The organism is Fervidobacterium sp. (genome assembly GCF_059913585.1).
This window is the reverse complement of sequence record NZ_DBOLZL010000006.1, coordinates 24,666-40,284: the sequence shown is the minus strand read 5'-3', so window position 1 is coordinate 40,284 and position 15,619 is coordinate 24,666. Positions and strand designations below refer to the sequence as shown.

At 39.3% G+C, this 15,619-nt stretch carries 15 protein-coding genes and 2 tRNA genes; 7 read left to right on the top strand and 10 right to left on the bottom strand.

All coding sequences use genetic code 11. The annotated features are described in order from the left end of the window. Positions 1-2 precede the first annotated feature (2 nt). Positions 3-1,208, bottom strand: a complete 1,206-nt coding sequence (locus tag AC3M61_RS00810) for an MFS transporter (protein WP_500779045.1) — start codon at positions 1,206-1,208, stop codon at positions 3-5. A 248-nt stretch (positions 1,209-1,456) separates the two neighbouring features. Between AC3M61_RS00810 and AC3M61_RS00805 the strand changes: the two genes are divergently transcribed. The 7 genes from AC3M61_RS00805 (at position 1,457) to AC3M61_RS00775 (ending at position 6,187) form a co-directional block, all read left to right on the top strand. Then, entirely contained in the window at positions 1,457-3,676 is a 2,220-nt protein-coding gene (locus tag AC3M61_RS00805; RefSeq protein WP_500779044.1) for an ATP-dependent Clp protease ATP-binding subunit, read from the top strand. Between the two features lie 151 nt (positions 3,677-3,827). Next, a tRNA-Cys gene (locus AC3M61_RS00800) sits at positions 3,828-3,904 on the top strand. A 7-nt stretch (positions 3,905-3,911) separates the two neighbouring features. Next, a tRNA-Ile gene (locus tag AC3M61_RS00795) sits at positions 3,912-3,987 on the top strand. Positions 3,988-4,116: 129 nt separating this feature from the next. Further along, positions 4,117-4,506, top strand: coding sequence for a 30S ribosomal protein S6 (rpsF, locus tag AC3M61_RS00790; RefSeq protein WP_500779043.1), 390 nt, complete (start codon positions 4,117-4,119; stop codon positions 4,504-4,506). Then, positions 4,506-4,916: a single-stranded DNA-binding protein gene (locus tag AC3M61_RS00785; protein WP_500779042.1), complete on the top strand. Its 411-nt coding sequence runs from the start codon at positions 4,506-4,508 to the stop codon at positions 4,914-4,916. Before rpsF ends, AC3M61_RS00785 begins: the two co-directional genes overlap by 1 nt. Before the next feature lie 37 nt (positions 4,917-4,953). After that, the gene (rpsR, locus tag AC3M61_RS00780; RefSeq protein WP_167843556.1) at positions 4,954-5,184 is read left to right on the top strand and encodes a 30S ribosomal protein S18; all 231 of its coding nucleotides are present in this window, start codon (positions 4,954-4,956) and stop codon (positions 5,182-5,184) included. 85 nt (positions 5,185-5,269) lie between these two features. Next, positions 5,270-6,187 carry a glycoside hydrolase family 191 protein gene (locus AC3M61_RS00775; RefSeq protein WP_500779041.1) on the top strand — a complete coding sequence of 306 codons (918 nt, stop codon included), beginning with the start codon at positions 5,270-5,272 and terminating at the stop codon, positions 6,185-6,187. A gap of 3 nt (positions 6,188-6,190) precedes the next feature. Here the strand turns inward: AC3M61_RS00775 and era are convergent, their stop codons facing one another. From era to AC3M61_RS00730, 9 genes are all read right to left on the bottom strand, one after another. After that, positions 6,191-7,087 (bottom strand): GTPase Era, encoded by an 897-nt coding sequence (gene era / locus AC3M61_RS00770; protein WP_500779040.1) that lies wholly within the window; start codon positions 7,085-7,087, stop codon positions 6,191-6,193. 52 nt (positions 7,088-7,139) lie between these two features. Next, positions 7,140-8,156 (bottom strand): DNA polymerase III subunit delta, encoded by a 1,017-nt coding sequence (locus AC3M61_RS00765; protein ID WP_500779039.1) that lies wholly within the window; start codon positions 8,154-8,156, stop codon positions 7,140-7,142. Between the two features lie 21 nt (positions 8,157-8,177). Further along, complete coding sequence (locus AC3M61_RS00760; RefSeq protein ID WP_500779038.1) at positions 8,178-8,894, bottom strand: ABC transporter ATP-binding protein; 717 nt, start codon at positions 8,892-8,894, stop codon at positions 8,178-8,180. A 9-nt stretch (positions 8,895-8,903) separates the two neighbouring features. Continuing rightward, the gene (gene coaD / locus AC3M61_RS00755; RefSeq protein ID WP_500779037.1) at positions 8,904-9,389 is read right to left on the bottom strand and encodes a pantetheine-phosphate adenylyltransferase; all 486 of its coding nucleotides are present in this window, start codon (positions 9,387-9,389) and stop codon (positions 8,904-8,906) included. 41 nt (positions 9,390-9,430) lie between these two features. Further along, on the bottom strand, positions 9,431-10,777 hold the full coding sequence (dnaB, locus tag AC3M61_RS00750) for a replicative DNA helicase (RefSeq protein WP_448379525.1): 1,347 nt from the start codon (positions 10,775-10,777) through the stop codon (positions 9,431-9,433). Between the two features lie 52 nt (positions 10,778-10,829). Next, entirely contained in the window at positions 10,830-12,305 is a 1,476-nt protein-coding gene (gene lnt / locus AC3M61_RS00745) for an apolipoprotein N-acyltransferase (protein WP_500779036.1), read from the bottom strand. Between the two features lie 28 nt (positions 12,306-12,333). Further along, positions 12,334-13,494, bottom strand: coding sequence for a DegT/DnrJ/EryC1/StrS family aminotransferase (locus tag AC3M61_RS00740; RefSeq protein WP_500779035.1), 1,161 nt, complete (start codon positions 13,492-13,494; stop codon positions 12,334-12,336). A gap of 95 nt (positions 13,495-13,589) precedes the next feature. Further along, positions 13,590-14,678, bottom strand: a complete 1,089-nt coding sequence (locus tag AC3M61_RS00735) for a tetratricopeptide repeat protein (protein ID WP_500779034.1) — start codon at positions 14,676-14,678, stop codon at positions 13,590-13,592. After that, positions 14,614-15,555, bottom strand: a complete 942-nt coding sequence (locus AC3M61_RS00730; RefSeq protein WP_500779033.1) for a cation diffusion facilitator family transporter — start codon at positions 15,553-15,555, stop codon at positions 14,614-14,616. Before AC3M61_RS00730 ends, AC3M61_RS00735 begins: the two co-directional genes overlap by 65 nt. Between the last annotated feature and the right edge of the window lie 64 nt (positions 15,556-15,619).

Sequence of the window (15,619 nt, the reverse complement as noted above, 5' to 3'; positions counted from 1 at the left end):
TCTTAGTCGGAAATATGTTTGTACATTCTTATCATAACATAGGCATTTAGGAAGTAGAAAATCGAACTCACAACGAAAATTAAAGTGTATCCGTTATTGTATTTGGTAAAGAGCGAAAATAAATCTGCTGATAGAGCACGTGCGACGTTGTTTATAAACGAATTCATACCATTAATTGAAGAAAGAAGACTTGGTGGAATGTTAGAAAAGACCAAAGCAGTTAAAAGAGGACCGACCATATTCATTACCGCAAACCGAAGTACATACACAAATGTAAAGGTTATCGGTTCCCTTATAAAGCTGAGCAATACGATTAGTATCGGTACAAACACATATGAAAAGATCAAAACGTTCATATCCCCGAACTTTTTCCCCAACTTGTAAGAAAACACAGCACCAATACTCGTAGCCAGCTGAGCCAATGCTAAAATGAGTCCTATCAACGATGCTTTCATATGGAAGATATCGTAGAATATCACATTACCAAAGGTTACAAACAACCCTGCACCAAATCCAACACTCATAGTGGACAGGAAATAGTAAAGTATCACTTTCATAGTGCGCTTGTCTAAGTTCTTAAGGATGCTGAAAAATCTTAGTGCATTGGTGTCTCCACTGTTTTTACTTTCGTATTTTGATTCGTATAATTTCAGCTTCCAGATGGGAACAAGTGCAACGATTCTCGATAAACTCGCTACAATTAACACATTCCTAATTGGGAAGATGTCACCCAACATGCCACCAAATACGTTTCCCAAAACTCCAGTGAACATACCTATTCCAAAGTTAATACCAAGAACCTTACTACGGCTTTCTCTTGCAGTTTTAAGTATCAAAAGCGTGGAAAGAACAATGGATGTTGCTGTTGAAAGACCACCGAAAAGAAAAGAAGAAATGCCAAGATGAAGAAGTGAGGGCGAAATAACCCTGTATGTTCCGAAGAATATACTCAAAAGATGAGTGGTAACCATTAATTGTTTTTTGTTAATCTTATCTGCAATTATACCAAACACAAGTCCAAGTAACGCACTACCCCAGAGGAAGAATGAGGTGATACGACCAACTTGCGTAGTTGGTAAGCCTGAAGTGCGGAGCATCAGATTGAAGATTGTTCCGTATATGCCTTGTGCAAGCCCATCTATGAATGTAAAAAGAGCGATTAAGCGAGCCGCAGAACTGACAGAAGATGAACTAGGACGATAAGACATGGTTTTGTGTAAAACCCCCCGGATTAGGCTAAAAATAAGTTAGCATATCGAACAATCACCAATTCAATTCTAACATTACAATTTTCAAAATCAAGTCACAAAACCTTCTGTTTTTGAATTTCTCTTTTGTATCAAAAATTTTTTGACTTTTTTTGATTAGCACTCTTGACATATGAGTGCTAATATGGTATACTATCATCGGAAATGCAAATTAAACAAAATAGAAAGGAAAGAAAGGAGTGGTTGATATGACATTCAACCTTGAGGAATTCACAGAAAACGCTCAGGAAATATTACAGTCTGTAACGGATGTGTTAAATCGTTACAGGCAGAACCAGATGGCGCCTGAGCACATACTTTTGACTATGTTGGAAAACTCGAAAAACGCTGCTTACGATATTCTGACCCATCTCAACGTAGATATCGATGGGTTGAGAAGGGATGTAGAACGTACTATCACATCAAAAGGAGGTTATTACTACTCTTCTGGTGGCACAGGACAAATCTACGTTACACCAGATACTACAAAGGTCATTAACGAGGCGAAGCGTGAAGCCAGACGCATGGGTGACGAAAAGGTCGGAACAGACCACCTGCTCCTTGCTATGGCAATAGTACCAGAAACAACTGTCTACAGGTTGCTGGCAAGATATGGAGTCACACAAGACAGACTCTATACAGCTATCAAAGAACTTAGAATGAAGAGAACATACTCGGAAGAGGAAAACATCGATGTTCTTGCCAAGTTTACTGAGAACTTAACTGAAATGGCAAAGAACGGGCAGTTGATGCCTGTCATAGGTAGAGATAACGAAGTTAACAGGATGATAGAAATTCTTGGTAGAAAGATTAAAAACAACCCGGTTCTCATAGGAGACCCAGGTGTTGGTAAGACAGCAATTGTTGAGGGACTTGCCCAAAGAATAGTCTCTGGAAACGTGCCAGATTTCTTGAAGAACAAGACCATCCTTAAGCTTGACCTTGCAAGATTGGTTGCGGGAACGAAGTTCAGGGGAGAATTCGAAGAAAGGCTAAAGAAACTTATTGATGTGCTCAAGAAGAGGACCGATGTTATTCTCTTCATCGATGAGCTTCACACGGTCGTTGGAGCTGGAGCTGCAGAAGGTGCACTGGACGCGGGTAACATTTTGAAACCAGAATTGGCAAGGGGCACACTTAGAGTGATTGGTGCTACTACAGTTGAGGAATACAGAAAACACATAGAAAAAGACAAAGCCCTTGCAAGAAGGTTCCAGGTCATATTCGTCTCAGAACCATCGGTCGAAGAAACGATTGAGATTTTGAAAGGTCTCAGACCGAAATTCGAAGAGTTCCACGGAGTTAAGATTAGCGATAAAGCTATCGAAGCGGCTGCTAAGCTATCTTCAAAATACATTACAGACAGATTCATGCCAGACAAAGCTGTAGACCTTGTAGATGAGGCTGCGGCTCGCGCAAAAATAGATGGCAAGCATGAGGTAACGGATGAAGATATCGCAAAGGTCGTTGAACGCTGGACTGGTATACCCGTTGGCAAGATTATGGGCGACGAAAAGGAAAAAATCAAGAACCTTGAAAAGCTCATACATGAAAAGTTCGTAGACCAGGAAGAAGCAGTGAAAGTTGTAGCAAACGCTATAAAGATGTCACGTGCAGGTATCAGAAATCCGAAACGACCACTAGGTGTCTTCTTGTTCCTTGGACCAACTGGTGTTGGTAAAACAGAACTTGCAAAAAGGTTAGCTGACGTGCTCTTTGGTAGTGAAAAGGCACTAATCAGAATCGATATGAGTGAATACATGGAAAAGCATTCAGTTGCTAGGTTAATTGGTGCGCCTCCGGGATATGTTGGCTACGAAGAAGGTGGACAACTCACAGAACAGGTGAGAAGAAGACCATACAGTGTCGTGCTCTTTGACGAAATCGAAAAGGCGCATCCAGAAGTCTTCAACGTGCTACTACAACTCTTCGATGATGGAAGACTTACCGATGGTAAGGGTACAACGGTTGATTTCAGAAATACGATAATCATAATGACTAGCAACATAGGTTCAGACATAATAATCCAAGACATCGAGGATGGTTTGGAAAGTGCTATACCCAAGCATATTGAAGAGGAAATGCGCAGGTATTTCAGACCAGAGTTAATTAACAGAATCGATGCAGCTGTTGTTTTCAAGCCACTCAAGAAAGAACACATTAAGCAGATAATCGATATCTATCTCAAAGAGCTCAACGAAAGACTTACCGATAGGAACATCGTTGTGGAATTAGATGAATCGATGAAGGAGTACTTGGCTACGGAAGGTTACGTACCAACGATGGGTGCAAGACCTCTTAGAAGGTTGTTCGAAAACACAGTAGAGTTCAAACTCGCTGAACTGATAATCGACGAACAAGTCAAAGAAGGTCAAAGAGTGAGATTCTACTGGAAGGATGAAGGACTTTACTGGGAGATACAAGGATAACAAATAGAGTAGGCATTACGGGACCCTCCTCATGATGGAAATTTTGAGGAGGGTTCTTTTTTTGTATTTTTTAACATATAAGAAGCTTTTTGAAATGTACCAACCCTGTTGACAGGTGAGAGGTTATGTGATAGAATGTAACACGCAACGGGGCGACGTAGCCAAGGGGTCTAAGGCGGAGGTCTGCAAAATCTCTATTCGAGGGTTCAAATCCCTCCGTCGCCTCCAGGTTTGTGGGCTCGTAGCTCAGTTGGCAGAGCATCCGGCTCATAACCGGACGGTCGGGGGTTCGATCCCCTCCGAGCCCACCAGAAAACAAAGATGCAGCGGGCATTCGCCCGTCTTTGTTTTATGTTTTAGGCGAAATAATTCTTAATCCAAAAATCCCGCTCTGCCCTAAAGAGGGTAGGGCCGCATAAGACCGAGGGAGGAGGTGCTTTATGAGGATTTACGAAACGATGTTCATCATCAAACCAGATGTGCCAGAGGAAGAAAGAAACAACTTGGTTGAAGGTGTGAAAAAGTTCTTGGAAGAAAGACTTGGAGCGCAAGTTGAAAACGTTGACAGATGGGGTATTAGAAAACTTGCTTACAAGATTGGAAAGTACTTCGAAGGAGACTACACTGTTCTTTACTTCAGGTCAAACGGTCAGGGACTTGAACAACTTGAGAACTATTTCAAAGTGCACCCAGATTTCATGAGATGGCAAACGTTCAGAAGAGAGGACCTTGAGAAGAAGGAAAGAAAAGCAGCAAGAGCTAAGAAAGAAGCAGAAAGTTCTAATCAAGAAGTCCAGCAGGAGGGTGCTTCTGAAGAGAAGGTGGAATAATGTCGTATAACAAAGTTGTTCTTGTTGGTAGATTAACCCGAGACCCTGAGACAAGGCAAACAATCGACGGAAACCTGGTAACCACGTTTACAATTGCGGTAAACCGAGGAACAAATGGAGATGAAGCTGATTTTATAAGGATTGTAGCATTCAGGAAGTTGGCAGAATTGGCACACAACTATCTCCAAAAAGGTAGAATGGTTTTAGTTGACGGCAAGTTGAGAATTAATAAATGGAAAACAAACGATGGGCAAACCAGGTCAACCGTTGAAATATGGGCAGACAATATCGTATTTGTTGACTCAAGGAAGAGTGACAAAGAAGTCCCAGAAGAAATACCATACGAAGAAGTTTTTGGTGAAGATATTGAAGAAGAAGACATCCCAAACGACGATGAACCACCATTTTGATGAGCAATGAATTAAACGTCAGTAGGAGGGAAGTAGGATGCCAAGAGCAAGGCAAAGAAGAAGAAAAATTAAGGCATGTAAACTGTGCGAAATGAAAGTTGAATACGTTGACTATAAAGATACAAAATTGCTCAAGGATTTCTTAAACGAAAAAGGTAAGATACTGCCAAGAAGACTTACAGGGAACTGTGCAAAACACCAGAGAATGGTAAAGACAGCAATCAAAAGAGCAAGACAGATGGCATTGTTACCATACCTAAAATACTAAAAAATAAAAGAAGTCGCCGGTTATCTGTTGGCGACTTCTTTTTTTTAGGTTTATATTGATAATTGCTAAATAAGAGGTGTTAAAAGTGACAAACGATTTCGTTTCAAAGATAGCTTTGACCACGATTTTCCTTGCTTTGTTATTTCCTGTTGTTTTAAGTCTTTTTGCCACCGAGGTTCCACAAGACTGGATTCTTTACACGAACGGTCCAAAGTTAGAAGAGCTTATGTTGGTAAAATCAGATTTGGTTGTTATAGATTATTCTGCTGATGGAACAGACAAGAAAGCTTTCAAAAAAGAAGACATTGCATTTTTACAATCTCAAGGGAAGAAGGTGTTTTCTTACTTAAACTTCGCCGTTGCTGAAGATTGGAGATTCTATTGGAATTCTTTAAACAAAGCAATCATTCTTGCACCTCTGGGTGGCTGGCCTGGAGAGTATTACGTTAAATACTGGTACTCAGAATGGTATGATGTGGTAAAGCAATACATGAAAAGAATCACATCAGCTGGATTCAATGGAGTTGCCTTGGATTGGATAAATATTTATCAACATACAAAACTACAAAAACTTTCTGGGAAAAATGCAGAAGGATTAAAAAACGCTATGGTAGAAAACTTAAGAAAAATAACGAACGATTTTCCACAGTTGGAATACGCACTGGTAAATGGAGAAGACATACTGCTTGAATTTCCGGACTTGAGAGAAAAAGCGAAGTATATCATTGTTGAGAGCTTATTTTTCTCTAAGGGTCAACTCGTAACGAATACTGAAGACTTTGTTCGCAGAGTGAATAAACTCACTCAGCTTGTAAAAAATGGGATTACCGTTCTTTCAGTTGAATACATCGACAACGGCAATCCTCTTGACAATAAGAATGTCGAGCGTATAAAAACATACGTGAGTTTGGCAAGAAAATACGGATTTAAATACTATATCGCACGTTTAGATATGAAACTAAACGTTGTTAACATTCCCAGGATACCAAATAGCAAGGACTGATTTTCAGTCCAAATCGTCACGCATGCCGACTTCGTTCAGTATGATGAAATCTTTGTTCCTCCAGTCTTTTTTGACCTTTACATGGAGGTCTAAATAAACTTTTGAACCTAAGAAGTATTCTATATCCTTTCTTGCGCTTTCTCCAATTTTCTTTATCATTCTTCCTTCTTGACCAATAATTATACCTTTTTGGCTTTCCCTTTCAACGTAGATGTTTGCCCTAATGTACACAACGCCGTTTGGTCTTTCTTTAACTTCTTCGACAATTACAGCAACAGAATGAGGAATTTCTTTATATGTGAAATGGAATATCTTTTCCCTTATCAGTTCAGAAGCGATGAAGGAAAGTGGTCTATCGACTATAATATCTTCAGGATACAGTTGAGGACCTTCTGGTAAATGTTGCTTAATCTTTTCAACGAGCTCGTTTAATCCCTCGCCAGTCACCGCAGATGTGCGCACCACATTAAGCAGATTGGTCACATGACTTCTTATCTGCTCTTCTATTAAATCAGCACGGTCGTTGTCCACAAGGTCTATTTTGTTAATTACTCCAATTGTTGGTGTTCCAGACTGGTTAATATAGTTCGATATATGTTCTTCTGGTGTTTCGAACCCTTCCTTTGCATCGATTGTAAAAAGCAACAAATCAACGTTTTTCAACGCCTGAACAGCGGCCTTAACCATGTATTCACCAAGCCTGTGCAATGGTTTGTGTATACCTGGCGTGTCTACGAAAATGATTTGGGCATCTGAGTCCGTGTATATAACATTTATTCTGTTTCTGGTTGTCTGTGGTTTATCTGATACAATGACAACCTTTTTCTTCATTATCGCATTGATTATAGATGACTTACCTACATTGGGTTTTCCAACAAACGAGACAAATCCGCTCTTCACTTAGTCTCCCTCCCATAAAATAGCATTGTATTTTCTCCGAATTCTTAAATCCTTAGTTTTCCACTTGCTCTTGTTTATCCTGCTCTTCAAAAGTCTTAGTAAAATCTCCTGATTCGAGTTTGTTTATAAACGATCCCATCAAAATCTTTATATCATCGCTTAATTTAACCCTCCTATCAACAAAGTAAAGATATTCTATTATGTTCTTCAACACCTTTGGAGAATAAATCATCACATGGTTTACAGGCTTGTATTTTGAATCTTTGAATGCAAATCCCAAAAACCTCGCGACCCTTGGCGAAGGGATTCCAAGCTCTTTGGAAAGATTAGCTACATCAGGCCATTTGTATTCGCGTTTCTTTGGAGCGTAAACTACAACGTTGAATAATTCTATAAAATGTTTTGAAACCGTATACGATATAATTATCGGTTCGTAATCGTTGCAGATTTCGCTCAGCGTATTTTTGGCAATCGAGTAATTTTGTTCCGATAAAGCGAAGCAAAATTCGTCTAATTTGCTGATAGTTCTTTTAAAAACAATCTGTTCAACATCTTGTTTTGCTGGATGTTCACCGGCGTAGATTTGGAGTTTTTCAAGTTCTGCGAGTATCGCATATTCATTAGGTCCTGTGAATTTGAATATGGTTTTTGCAACTTCTTCGTCGCATATTATACCTATCTTGTTTGCCACCTCTTTAACAAAACTCAACCACTTGTCCTCTTCCCATTCTTTGGGTTTTTCGAATGTCAAGACTTCTACTTTCCCTGGAATCTTCGTAACTTCTTTTCCTACTTTTTCTGTTCGGACAAACACCGTAACCCAACTTCCGGATAAATCAAGCGATTGAAATTGGTTTTTTTCACTCTTAGACCACTCGTCAAAATCTACCAAATCGTAAACTTTTGCGCTTGAAAACAAACCTAAACTTACACCGGCGTTCTTTAATTCTTCAATCTTTCCGTCATCATCGGCAAATATTTTGTGATATTCCACATCCTTACCTTTCAGATATTCTTTTATGTAAAGTTCTTTACTGAGTTCAGAATCACCAACGAGGTAGATAACCATATTCGACCGTTCTTCTCCTCCTTAACTTATAACTTCAACTATTCTACCATTTTCCATCCTCATGATTCTGTTTGCTATTTGGGCAACACTTTGGTCGTGTGTTACTATGACAAAAGTTGTTCCAAATTCCTTATTAAGCTCTATTATCAGCTTCTTGATTTGCTCTCCATTTTTAACATCTAGTGCGCCCGTTGGTTCGTCTGCCCAGATGATTTTTGGTTTGGTTGAGAGTGCACGAGCAATGGAAACTCTCTGTTGTTCACCGCCTGACAACTGTGAAGGATACGCATCTTTTCTATGAGAGATTCCCAAAAGTTCGAGCAGTTCTAAAGCCCTCTTCCGAGCTTCTGTGACTGGAACTTTATTAAGAAGAAGAGGTAGTTCTACGTTCTCGACAGCAGTTAGAACGGGAATTAGGTTGAAAAATTGGAATATAAACCCCATACTCTTTGCTCTGAATTTTGCCTTCTCTTCTTCAGACATTTTCGTTATTTCCTGTCCGTCTATAATTATTGTGCCGGAAGTTGGAATATCGAGACCTGCCAGTAGATTCAATAGAGTGGTCTTTCCTGAGCCGGACGGACCAAGTATTGCAACGATTTCTCCTTTGTATATCTCCAAGTTTACAGAATCTAGTGCAACGACTTTTGAACTACCAGAACCGTAGATTTTGGAAAGATTTTCAGCTTTTACTATGATTTCTTTCGACTCATTCGTAGCATTAAAGTTTTTTTCCATCTTTTCACCTCATCTTAAGTTCCTAAATTTTTCTCGCAATTTCCTCTCTACAAATTCAGGGACCCACTGTGAAACTTGTCCGCCAAATGATGCGACTTCTTTTACGAGGCTTGAAGAGAGGAAAGAGTAATTCTTATCAGTCATAAGGAATACGGTTTCAACTCCGCTGCATATTTCTTTATTAGCAAGTGCCATCTGGAGTTCATATTCAAAATCCGTGACTGCTCTTAAACCTCTAATGACCACATTTATTTTGTTTTTCGTCGTATATTCAACCAAGAGCCCTGAAAACGTGTCAACACGTACGTTAGGTATACCTTTTAAACATTCTTTCACCATCTCCACACGTTCTTCTATCGTGAAGGTATAGTTCTTTCTCTTGTTTTCCATAACCACTACGTAAAGTTCATCGAATAATTCGGCAGCTCTTCTGGCAATGTCTATATGACCATACGTTATTGGGTCAAAGGAACCAGGGTAGATAGCTCTAACCATATTTTCAGCTCCTTCTTTTGGTTGTTTTTTATTAGATTACTTTAGACTTCCGAATGGAATACATCAGGTTCGAAGAAGTTTGTAAACGATGGATTGAACATCAGAGTTATTGTTCCGATAGGTCCGTTTCGTTGCTTTCCGATGATTATCTCTGTTTCGTGTGGTAAGTCAACGTGCTGTTTTTTATAATATTCTTCTCTGTAGAGGAATATAACAACGTCAGCGTCTTGTTCGATAGCACCTGATTCTCTAAGGTCGCTAAGACGTGGTCGTTTGTCTTCCCTCTGTTCGACCGCTCTTGACAGCTGTGATAGTGCGATAATCGAAACATCGAGTTCCCTTGCCAGAAGCTTCAATGAACGGGAGATTTCAGAAATTTCTTGCTGGCGACTGTCTCTCCTGCCATCACCCAAATCCATAAGTTGTAAATAATCTATGAATATGGCATCTATGTTGTATTCTTTTTTCATTCTTCTTGCTTTTGCTCTTAAAACACGTGGTTCGAGGTTAGACTCATCGTCTATTATTATATTCGCTTTCATTAATCTCGAGGCTCCTTGGACAAGCCTTTTCCATTCTTCATCACTTAACCAGCCTCTTCTAACTTTTTGAAGGTCTACGAGAGATTCCATACACAAAAGTCTTTGAATAAGTTGTTCTTTGCTCATCTCCAGACTGAATATTCCCACAGAAGCTTCCCCGACAGTTGCCATATTCTTTGCCAAATTTAATGCGAAAGCCGTTTTACCCACACTTGGTCGTGCCGCTATGATTATTAAATCGGACTTGTGGAACCCAGACGTCATTTCATCGAGTTTTTTGAACCCGGTAGGGATACCGGTCACCAAACCTGTAAGCCCTTTTAAATGCTTTGACCTTAACTCTTCGAGGTGTTCAAAAACCTCGGTCAAAGCGCTTCGTATATCTATGTAAGTTTTCGTTGCACGTGACTCAGCAATTCTAAAAACCAATCGTTCCGCTTCGTCAAGCACTTCATCGACATTAAGTGCCTCATCGTAAGCTTTTTCCACAATCAGACTACCTGCAGCAATTAATTCTCTCAGTATTGCTTTGTCTCGCACTATCTGGGCGTACATTTCTGCATGTGCTGAAGTCGGAACGTTGTCTGCAAGTTGCGCAACGTATAGCTCCCCGCCTATCTTATCAAGAACCCCCATCGCTTTTAGCCTATCGCACACAGAGATAATGTCAATAGGCAACCCCTCATCGTGCAGTTGTTCTATTGCAGCAAATATGTGACGATGCTTCGGGTCATAAAAATCGGAAGAACTGACTATAGAAACGATGTTATCAACTTTTTCGGGTTCAATCAATATACTCCCTATCAACGCTTGTTCGGCTTCTATGCTAGCGGGTACATTTTTCACAATTCCATCCTCCTTGTGTAGTTACAAAAAACATGAAGACAGTATCTGCTGATTAATCAAAAATCGTTCTTCTTTTTTTGGCAGTAAGTCCTACAATTATCGTGATAAAGAGCGAAATGATAACTATGTAATCACCGTATTTGGTATAAAACGTTACACTATCATTTGATCTGACGTAAAAAATGCCCCAAGTTGTTTTGCTGTCAGGCAAAGTGATGTAGTTGCCATACTCGTCTACAACTCCACTGATTCCTGTGTTTGAAACTTGAACAACGTGTCTGCGTGTTTCTACAGCTCTAAAAATCGCTTGAGCAAAGTGTTGGATTAATGGAATTTTTGAATCATACCATCCATCGTTTGTTATTACTACCAAAAAACCAGCACCTTTTGAAAGCTTTCTTGATATATATGGGAAGAACGATTCGAAACAAATCTGGAATCCTACTTCCCCATATCCTTTTATATCGAAAACTTTCAATTCACCAGGACTGAAGTAATACATGCCCCTTAGAAATGAAAGACGCCCGAATATTCCCTTGTAAGGGAGGTTTTCTACGAATGGGAAAAGTTGGACTTTATCGTATTTATCAGAAAATTTACCATCTGAATAAATCACGGCACTGTTGAATGCGTCGTTTCCAACTAACGTGGGATAACCAATTACAAATGTTCGGTTTTTGAAAGTTTCAAGCAATTTTTTTTCGATATCTGATTTTCTTATATCTGTTCCTGGGAAGACCCCTTCAGGGAATATCGTCAACAAATTCGGGGAGTTCGAAAAATTCTTTTCAATGTAATCAACAATGGCGTTCGAATCGTATGAGTATTTTACTTTCTGTGGCATGTTTGTCTGGGCTAAGATAATGGGGCTGTCTCCAACATTTTTTGGTATAAATGATTCTATAGTGCCGTTTACGAAGAGAACGAGAGCGATTAATGCTAAAACGAAAACGTAGTTGTTCTTATTCGCACGTATGAGTTTGTAACCTTCATAGTTCACTATCACTATTAGGAAAACGAGACCAAGAGTTCCTGTAAACGGAAGTAACTGGAGCAAGCCTTTGAAATTGTAAAGGGCATCACTTAATCGCCCACCTGTGAAACCCAACTCGCCTATACCTCTCAAGTAATCAGATATGACGTAAATAGAAGCAACAAAAATCGGTTCTAAAACGCGGAATCTGACCTTCTCAGTCCAGAGTCCGTAGAGAAATCCAAAAAGCAAAAATGGTAAAGCCTCAAGAATACAAAATAGAATAAAAACCAAAAAGCCTGCCGTGGCATTGAAACGTCCAAACAATTCAGGTAAACCGGTTGTTAGAGTGTTTATTAAATAGTGAAAGTTCACAAAAGAGAAAGTGAAAAAATATAGAAAAGACACTATCGCTGTAAAGATTGGTCCCTTTTTTTCTAAAGCGAGGAAGAGAGGAATAAGAGAGAAAAACACTATCCCTCCAAAAAGATAACCTGGCATTGATAACGTTGTAAGAAGAGAAGATATTAATACGTTCAGAATTGTTTGAACCATAAAACCCCTTCCCCCTACATGTGTATTTTTACTTCAGAAACGTTTCTAATACTATACGCAGTTTCTCTGCCACATACTCTTGTTCTTCTTGCTCCATATCTGTGTAGAATGGAATAGCTATTGTTCTTTGTGAAATGTCTTCTGTAACAGGTAACATCCCTTCTTTCCAACCGAGTTCTCTGTAAGGTTTTTGCAAATGCACCGGGACAAAGTAATTTCTGCATTGGACACCTTCGTTTTCAAGCTTTTGCATTATTGTATCTCTGACCGAACTTGGAGTTCCTTGCGGTAGTCTGACAACGTATACGAACCACGACATCTTGGTGGCATAATCCATGACGGCAGGGAGCTCTAAAGGTAAATCTTTTAAGAGGATTTTATATCTCTCAGCTACTTTTGCACGTTTTTCTATAATCTCATCCAACCTCTGCATTTGTGACCAACCAAGTGCAGCTGACATCTCATCTATTCTGTAGTTGTAACCAACGTAATCGTGAGAGAGCCAACCTTGACCTTCTCCACGCCCTTGGTTTCTTAAAGAAACTGACATCTTGTATATTTTTTCATTGTTTGTAACAACGACTCCACCTTCACCGGTTGTTATCTGTTTGTTTGGATAGAACGCAAACGCTCCTGCTACTCCAAACGTTCCCACCTTCTTTCCTTTGTATTCACTTCCAAGAGCTTCACAGGAATCTTCAACAACTATAACATCGTATTTTTCAGCGAATATATTTATCTTATCCCAATCCAGTGGGTGACCAAAGACATCTACAGCCATCAGGAATATTCTGCGAAATTTGTTGAAATTTTCTTCAACTATCGTCTTGAAGTGTTCAATGTCCAAGTTCATTGTGATTGGATCAATATCAACAAATGTAACACTTCCGTTTTCGTATAAGGCAACATTTGCAGAAGCAACAAACGTAAAGGATGGAACTATGAGAAGGTCCCCTTTGCCAAAATTCAGAGCTTTCAGAATGAGATGGAGCGCACTTGTCCCACTTGAAACAGCAGCGACGTATTTTACTCCAACATACTCCGCTATAGCTTTTTCGAATAGTTCAGTGTAAGGACCTATGCTAAGCCTTCCGGATTTTAGAACTTTCGTCACAATTTCTATATCTTGTTGAACTATCTGTGGTCTCGATAACGGAATAAATCGACATGCTTGTTCTTTACCTGACATGTTACATTTCGCTCCTTTCGGCAGCTCTTTAGGCTTGTATAGACAGGACCTCACGAAAAATTATACCACCAAGTAATAAAAAGACATTCCCTAACTCATTCAAGCTTTATTCTTTTCAAAAAGTTGTACTCATTCATTGCTTCTTCGAACATTCCAGCTTCTTCGTAGAGTTGGGCAAGAGTTAGCCTTTTATCTTCATTTAATGGGTCCTTATCGACAATCTTTCTGTAGGTCAGTGCAGCAAACTTTTTTAAGCCCAAGATGTAGAATATTTTGTATCTTACAAATGATATTGAAAAAAGAACTAACATAGTAACAATTGCGAGAGCAACAGTCAAAAAGACAAAATTATCAGCGAAACGAGAAAGGTAAGAGGAAATTTCCATAAACGAGTGCCAGAATTTGTACCAAGTTTTGCTTGTTTTGTTTAATATGTTTTCAAACCGTGTGTCTGTATATCCGTAAGTTTTGAAATCCTTATATAGTTCTAGAATACTGGTTCTTATTTCCTTCTCGGCACTTGAGTATCGTTGGTACATTTTTTCGAACATTGCGTTGACGAACATATCCTTTTTTTCTAGACGCTTCAGAATGATGTCTAAAAATTTTTCCTTTGCCTTAGCGTCCCGTGATATTACATCGAGAACACTTTCGGCGTAATGTTTTACATCGACGGTAAGAATGTTTGTAAGTAATAGAACTTCAAGATTGTGAGAAAGATTCTTGTCTAAATATTCTACAAGATTTTCTTCCCCGAAAATCTCCAAAATATGGTACTTCATGGTCGACTGTATTGAAGATGTCTTAAGGAATCTTATAAGTCCTTCAACGTCTTCCTTAATTGCAAAATCGAGCATTTTAAGTTTCCTTTTAGCATTTAGAATCCTTCCGACTTGTTCTATTTTTTTACTTTCAGAAGTTGATACGTTTGGGCTTAGTTGGGAAATGTATGAAAGATACATATCCCAGGCAAAATCTGGGTCGGTTTTTGATTTTTCCAATATCTCCTCAAGTGTAAGTCCAAAAACTATTGCAGGGTGATAGAGAACGGTTAAAAACACAAATGTGAATGCGGTGAATAGAAAGAGCATCCAGAAATTTGCAAAAGATATTTTCTGGTTAGTTTTTCTCTTTCTCGTCTTTTTTAAAAGTTTCTTCCGTAAGTCCAAACGGTTCGTGTTCATCGTTTGCCTCCGGCTCGACGTGGATAACCACATCGTAAATTTCCTTTGTGTCATAAAGGTGCTTTTTAATGCATTTTGTAATTTCGTGTGCGTCCCTGACGTTCATTTCACCACTCACCTCTATATCCATATCTATATCGAACTTTCCACCAACTTTCCTTACTCGCACCTTGTGTGGATTCAGAGCTCCACACCTTTGGCATGCTTCAAATACTTTTTCGTAGATCCACATCTCTTCATCCTTTAGGCCGTCCATCAAGTCATGCGTATTTTCTTCAAAGACTTCCCATGCCACCTTTATTATTATACCAGACATGACGATTCCCACCAAAGGGTCCATCCAAGCCAAACCTATTTTGTTGAGTGCGACTCCAATGAAGACTAAACTTGACATCATAATATCGTTTCTCATGTTCTTGGCTTCTGCAACCATTGAATTGCTTTTATACTTTTTCCCTGTAGTATATTCAATTACGAATAAGAATGTTTTTCCACCAACGGAAAGTATCGCTGCAAACAATGGCCAAAAGCCAACCAAGACTTCGTATTGCCCGGTTATCAACCTCTTTGCACTCTCAACAAGCAAACTCACGCCTGCATAAAAAATAACGAAAGATATTATCTTTGCACCTATATTTTCTGCCTTGTGATGACCATATGGGTGTTCCTTATCCGGAGGCCTTCTGGAAATTAACGTTGCGATTAGCATTGTTGAAGATGTTAAAATATCCGTCGAAGTGTCTATACCATCGGCCAAGACTGCCATACTTTTAAACACAAGTCCAACGGTGACTTTTATTACAGCCAGCAATACGTTCGTAAAGACCGCGATTAGCGCAACTTTTCTAATAGCCTTATCTGCACTAATATCTTTCACAAAAGTCACTCCTTTCCCAAGAGGTAAGGCAAAGACTACTACAAAAAATCAAGGGGCTTTGCGC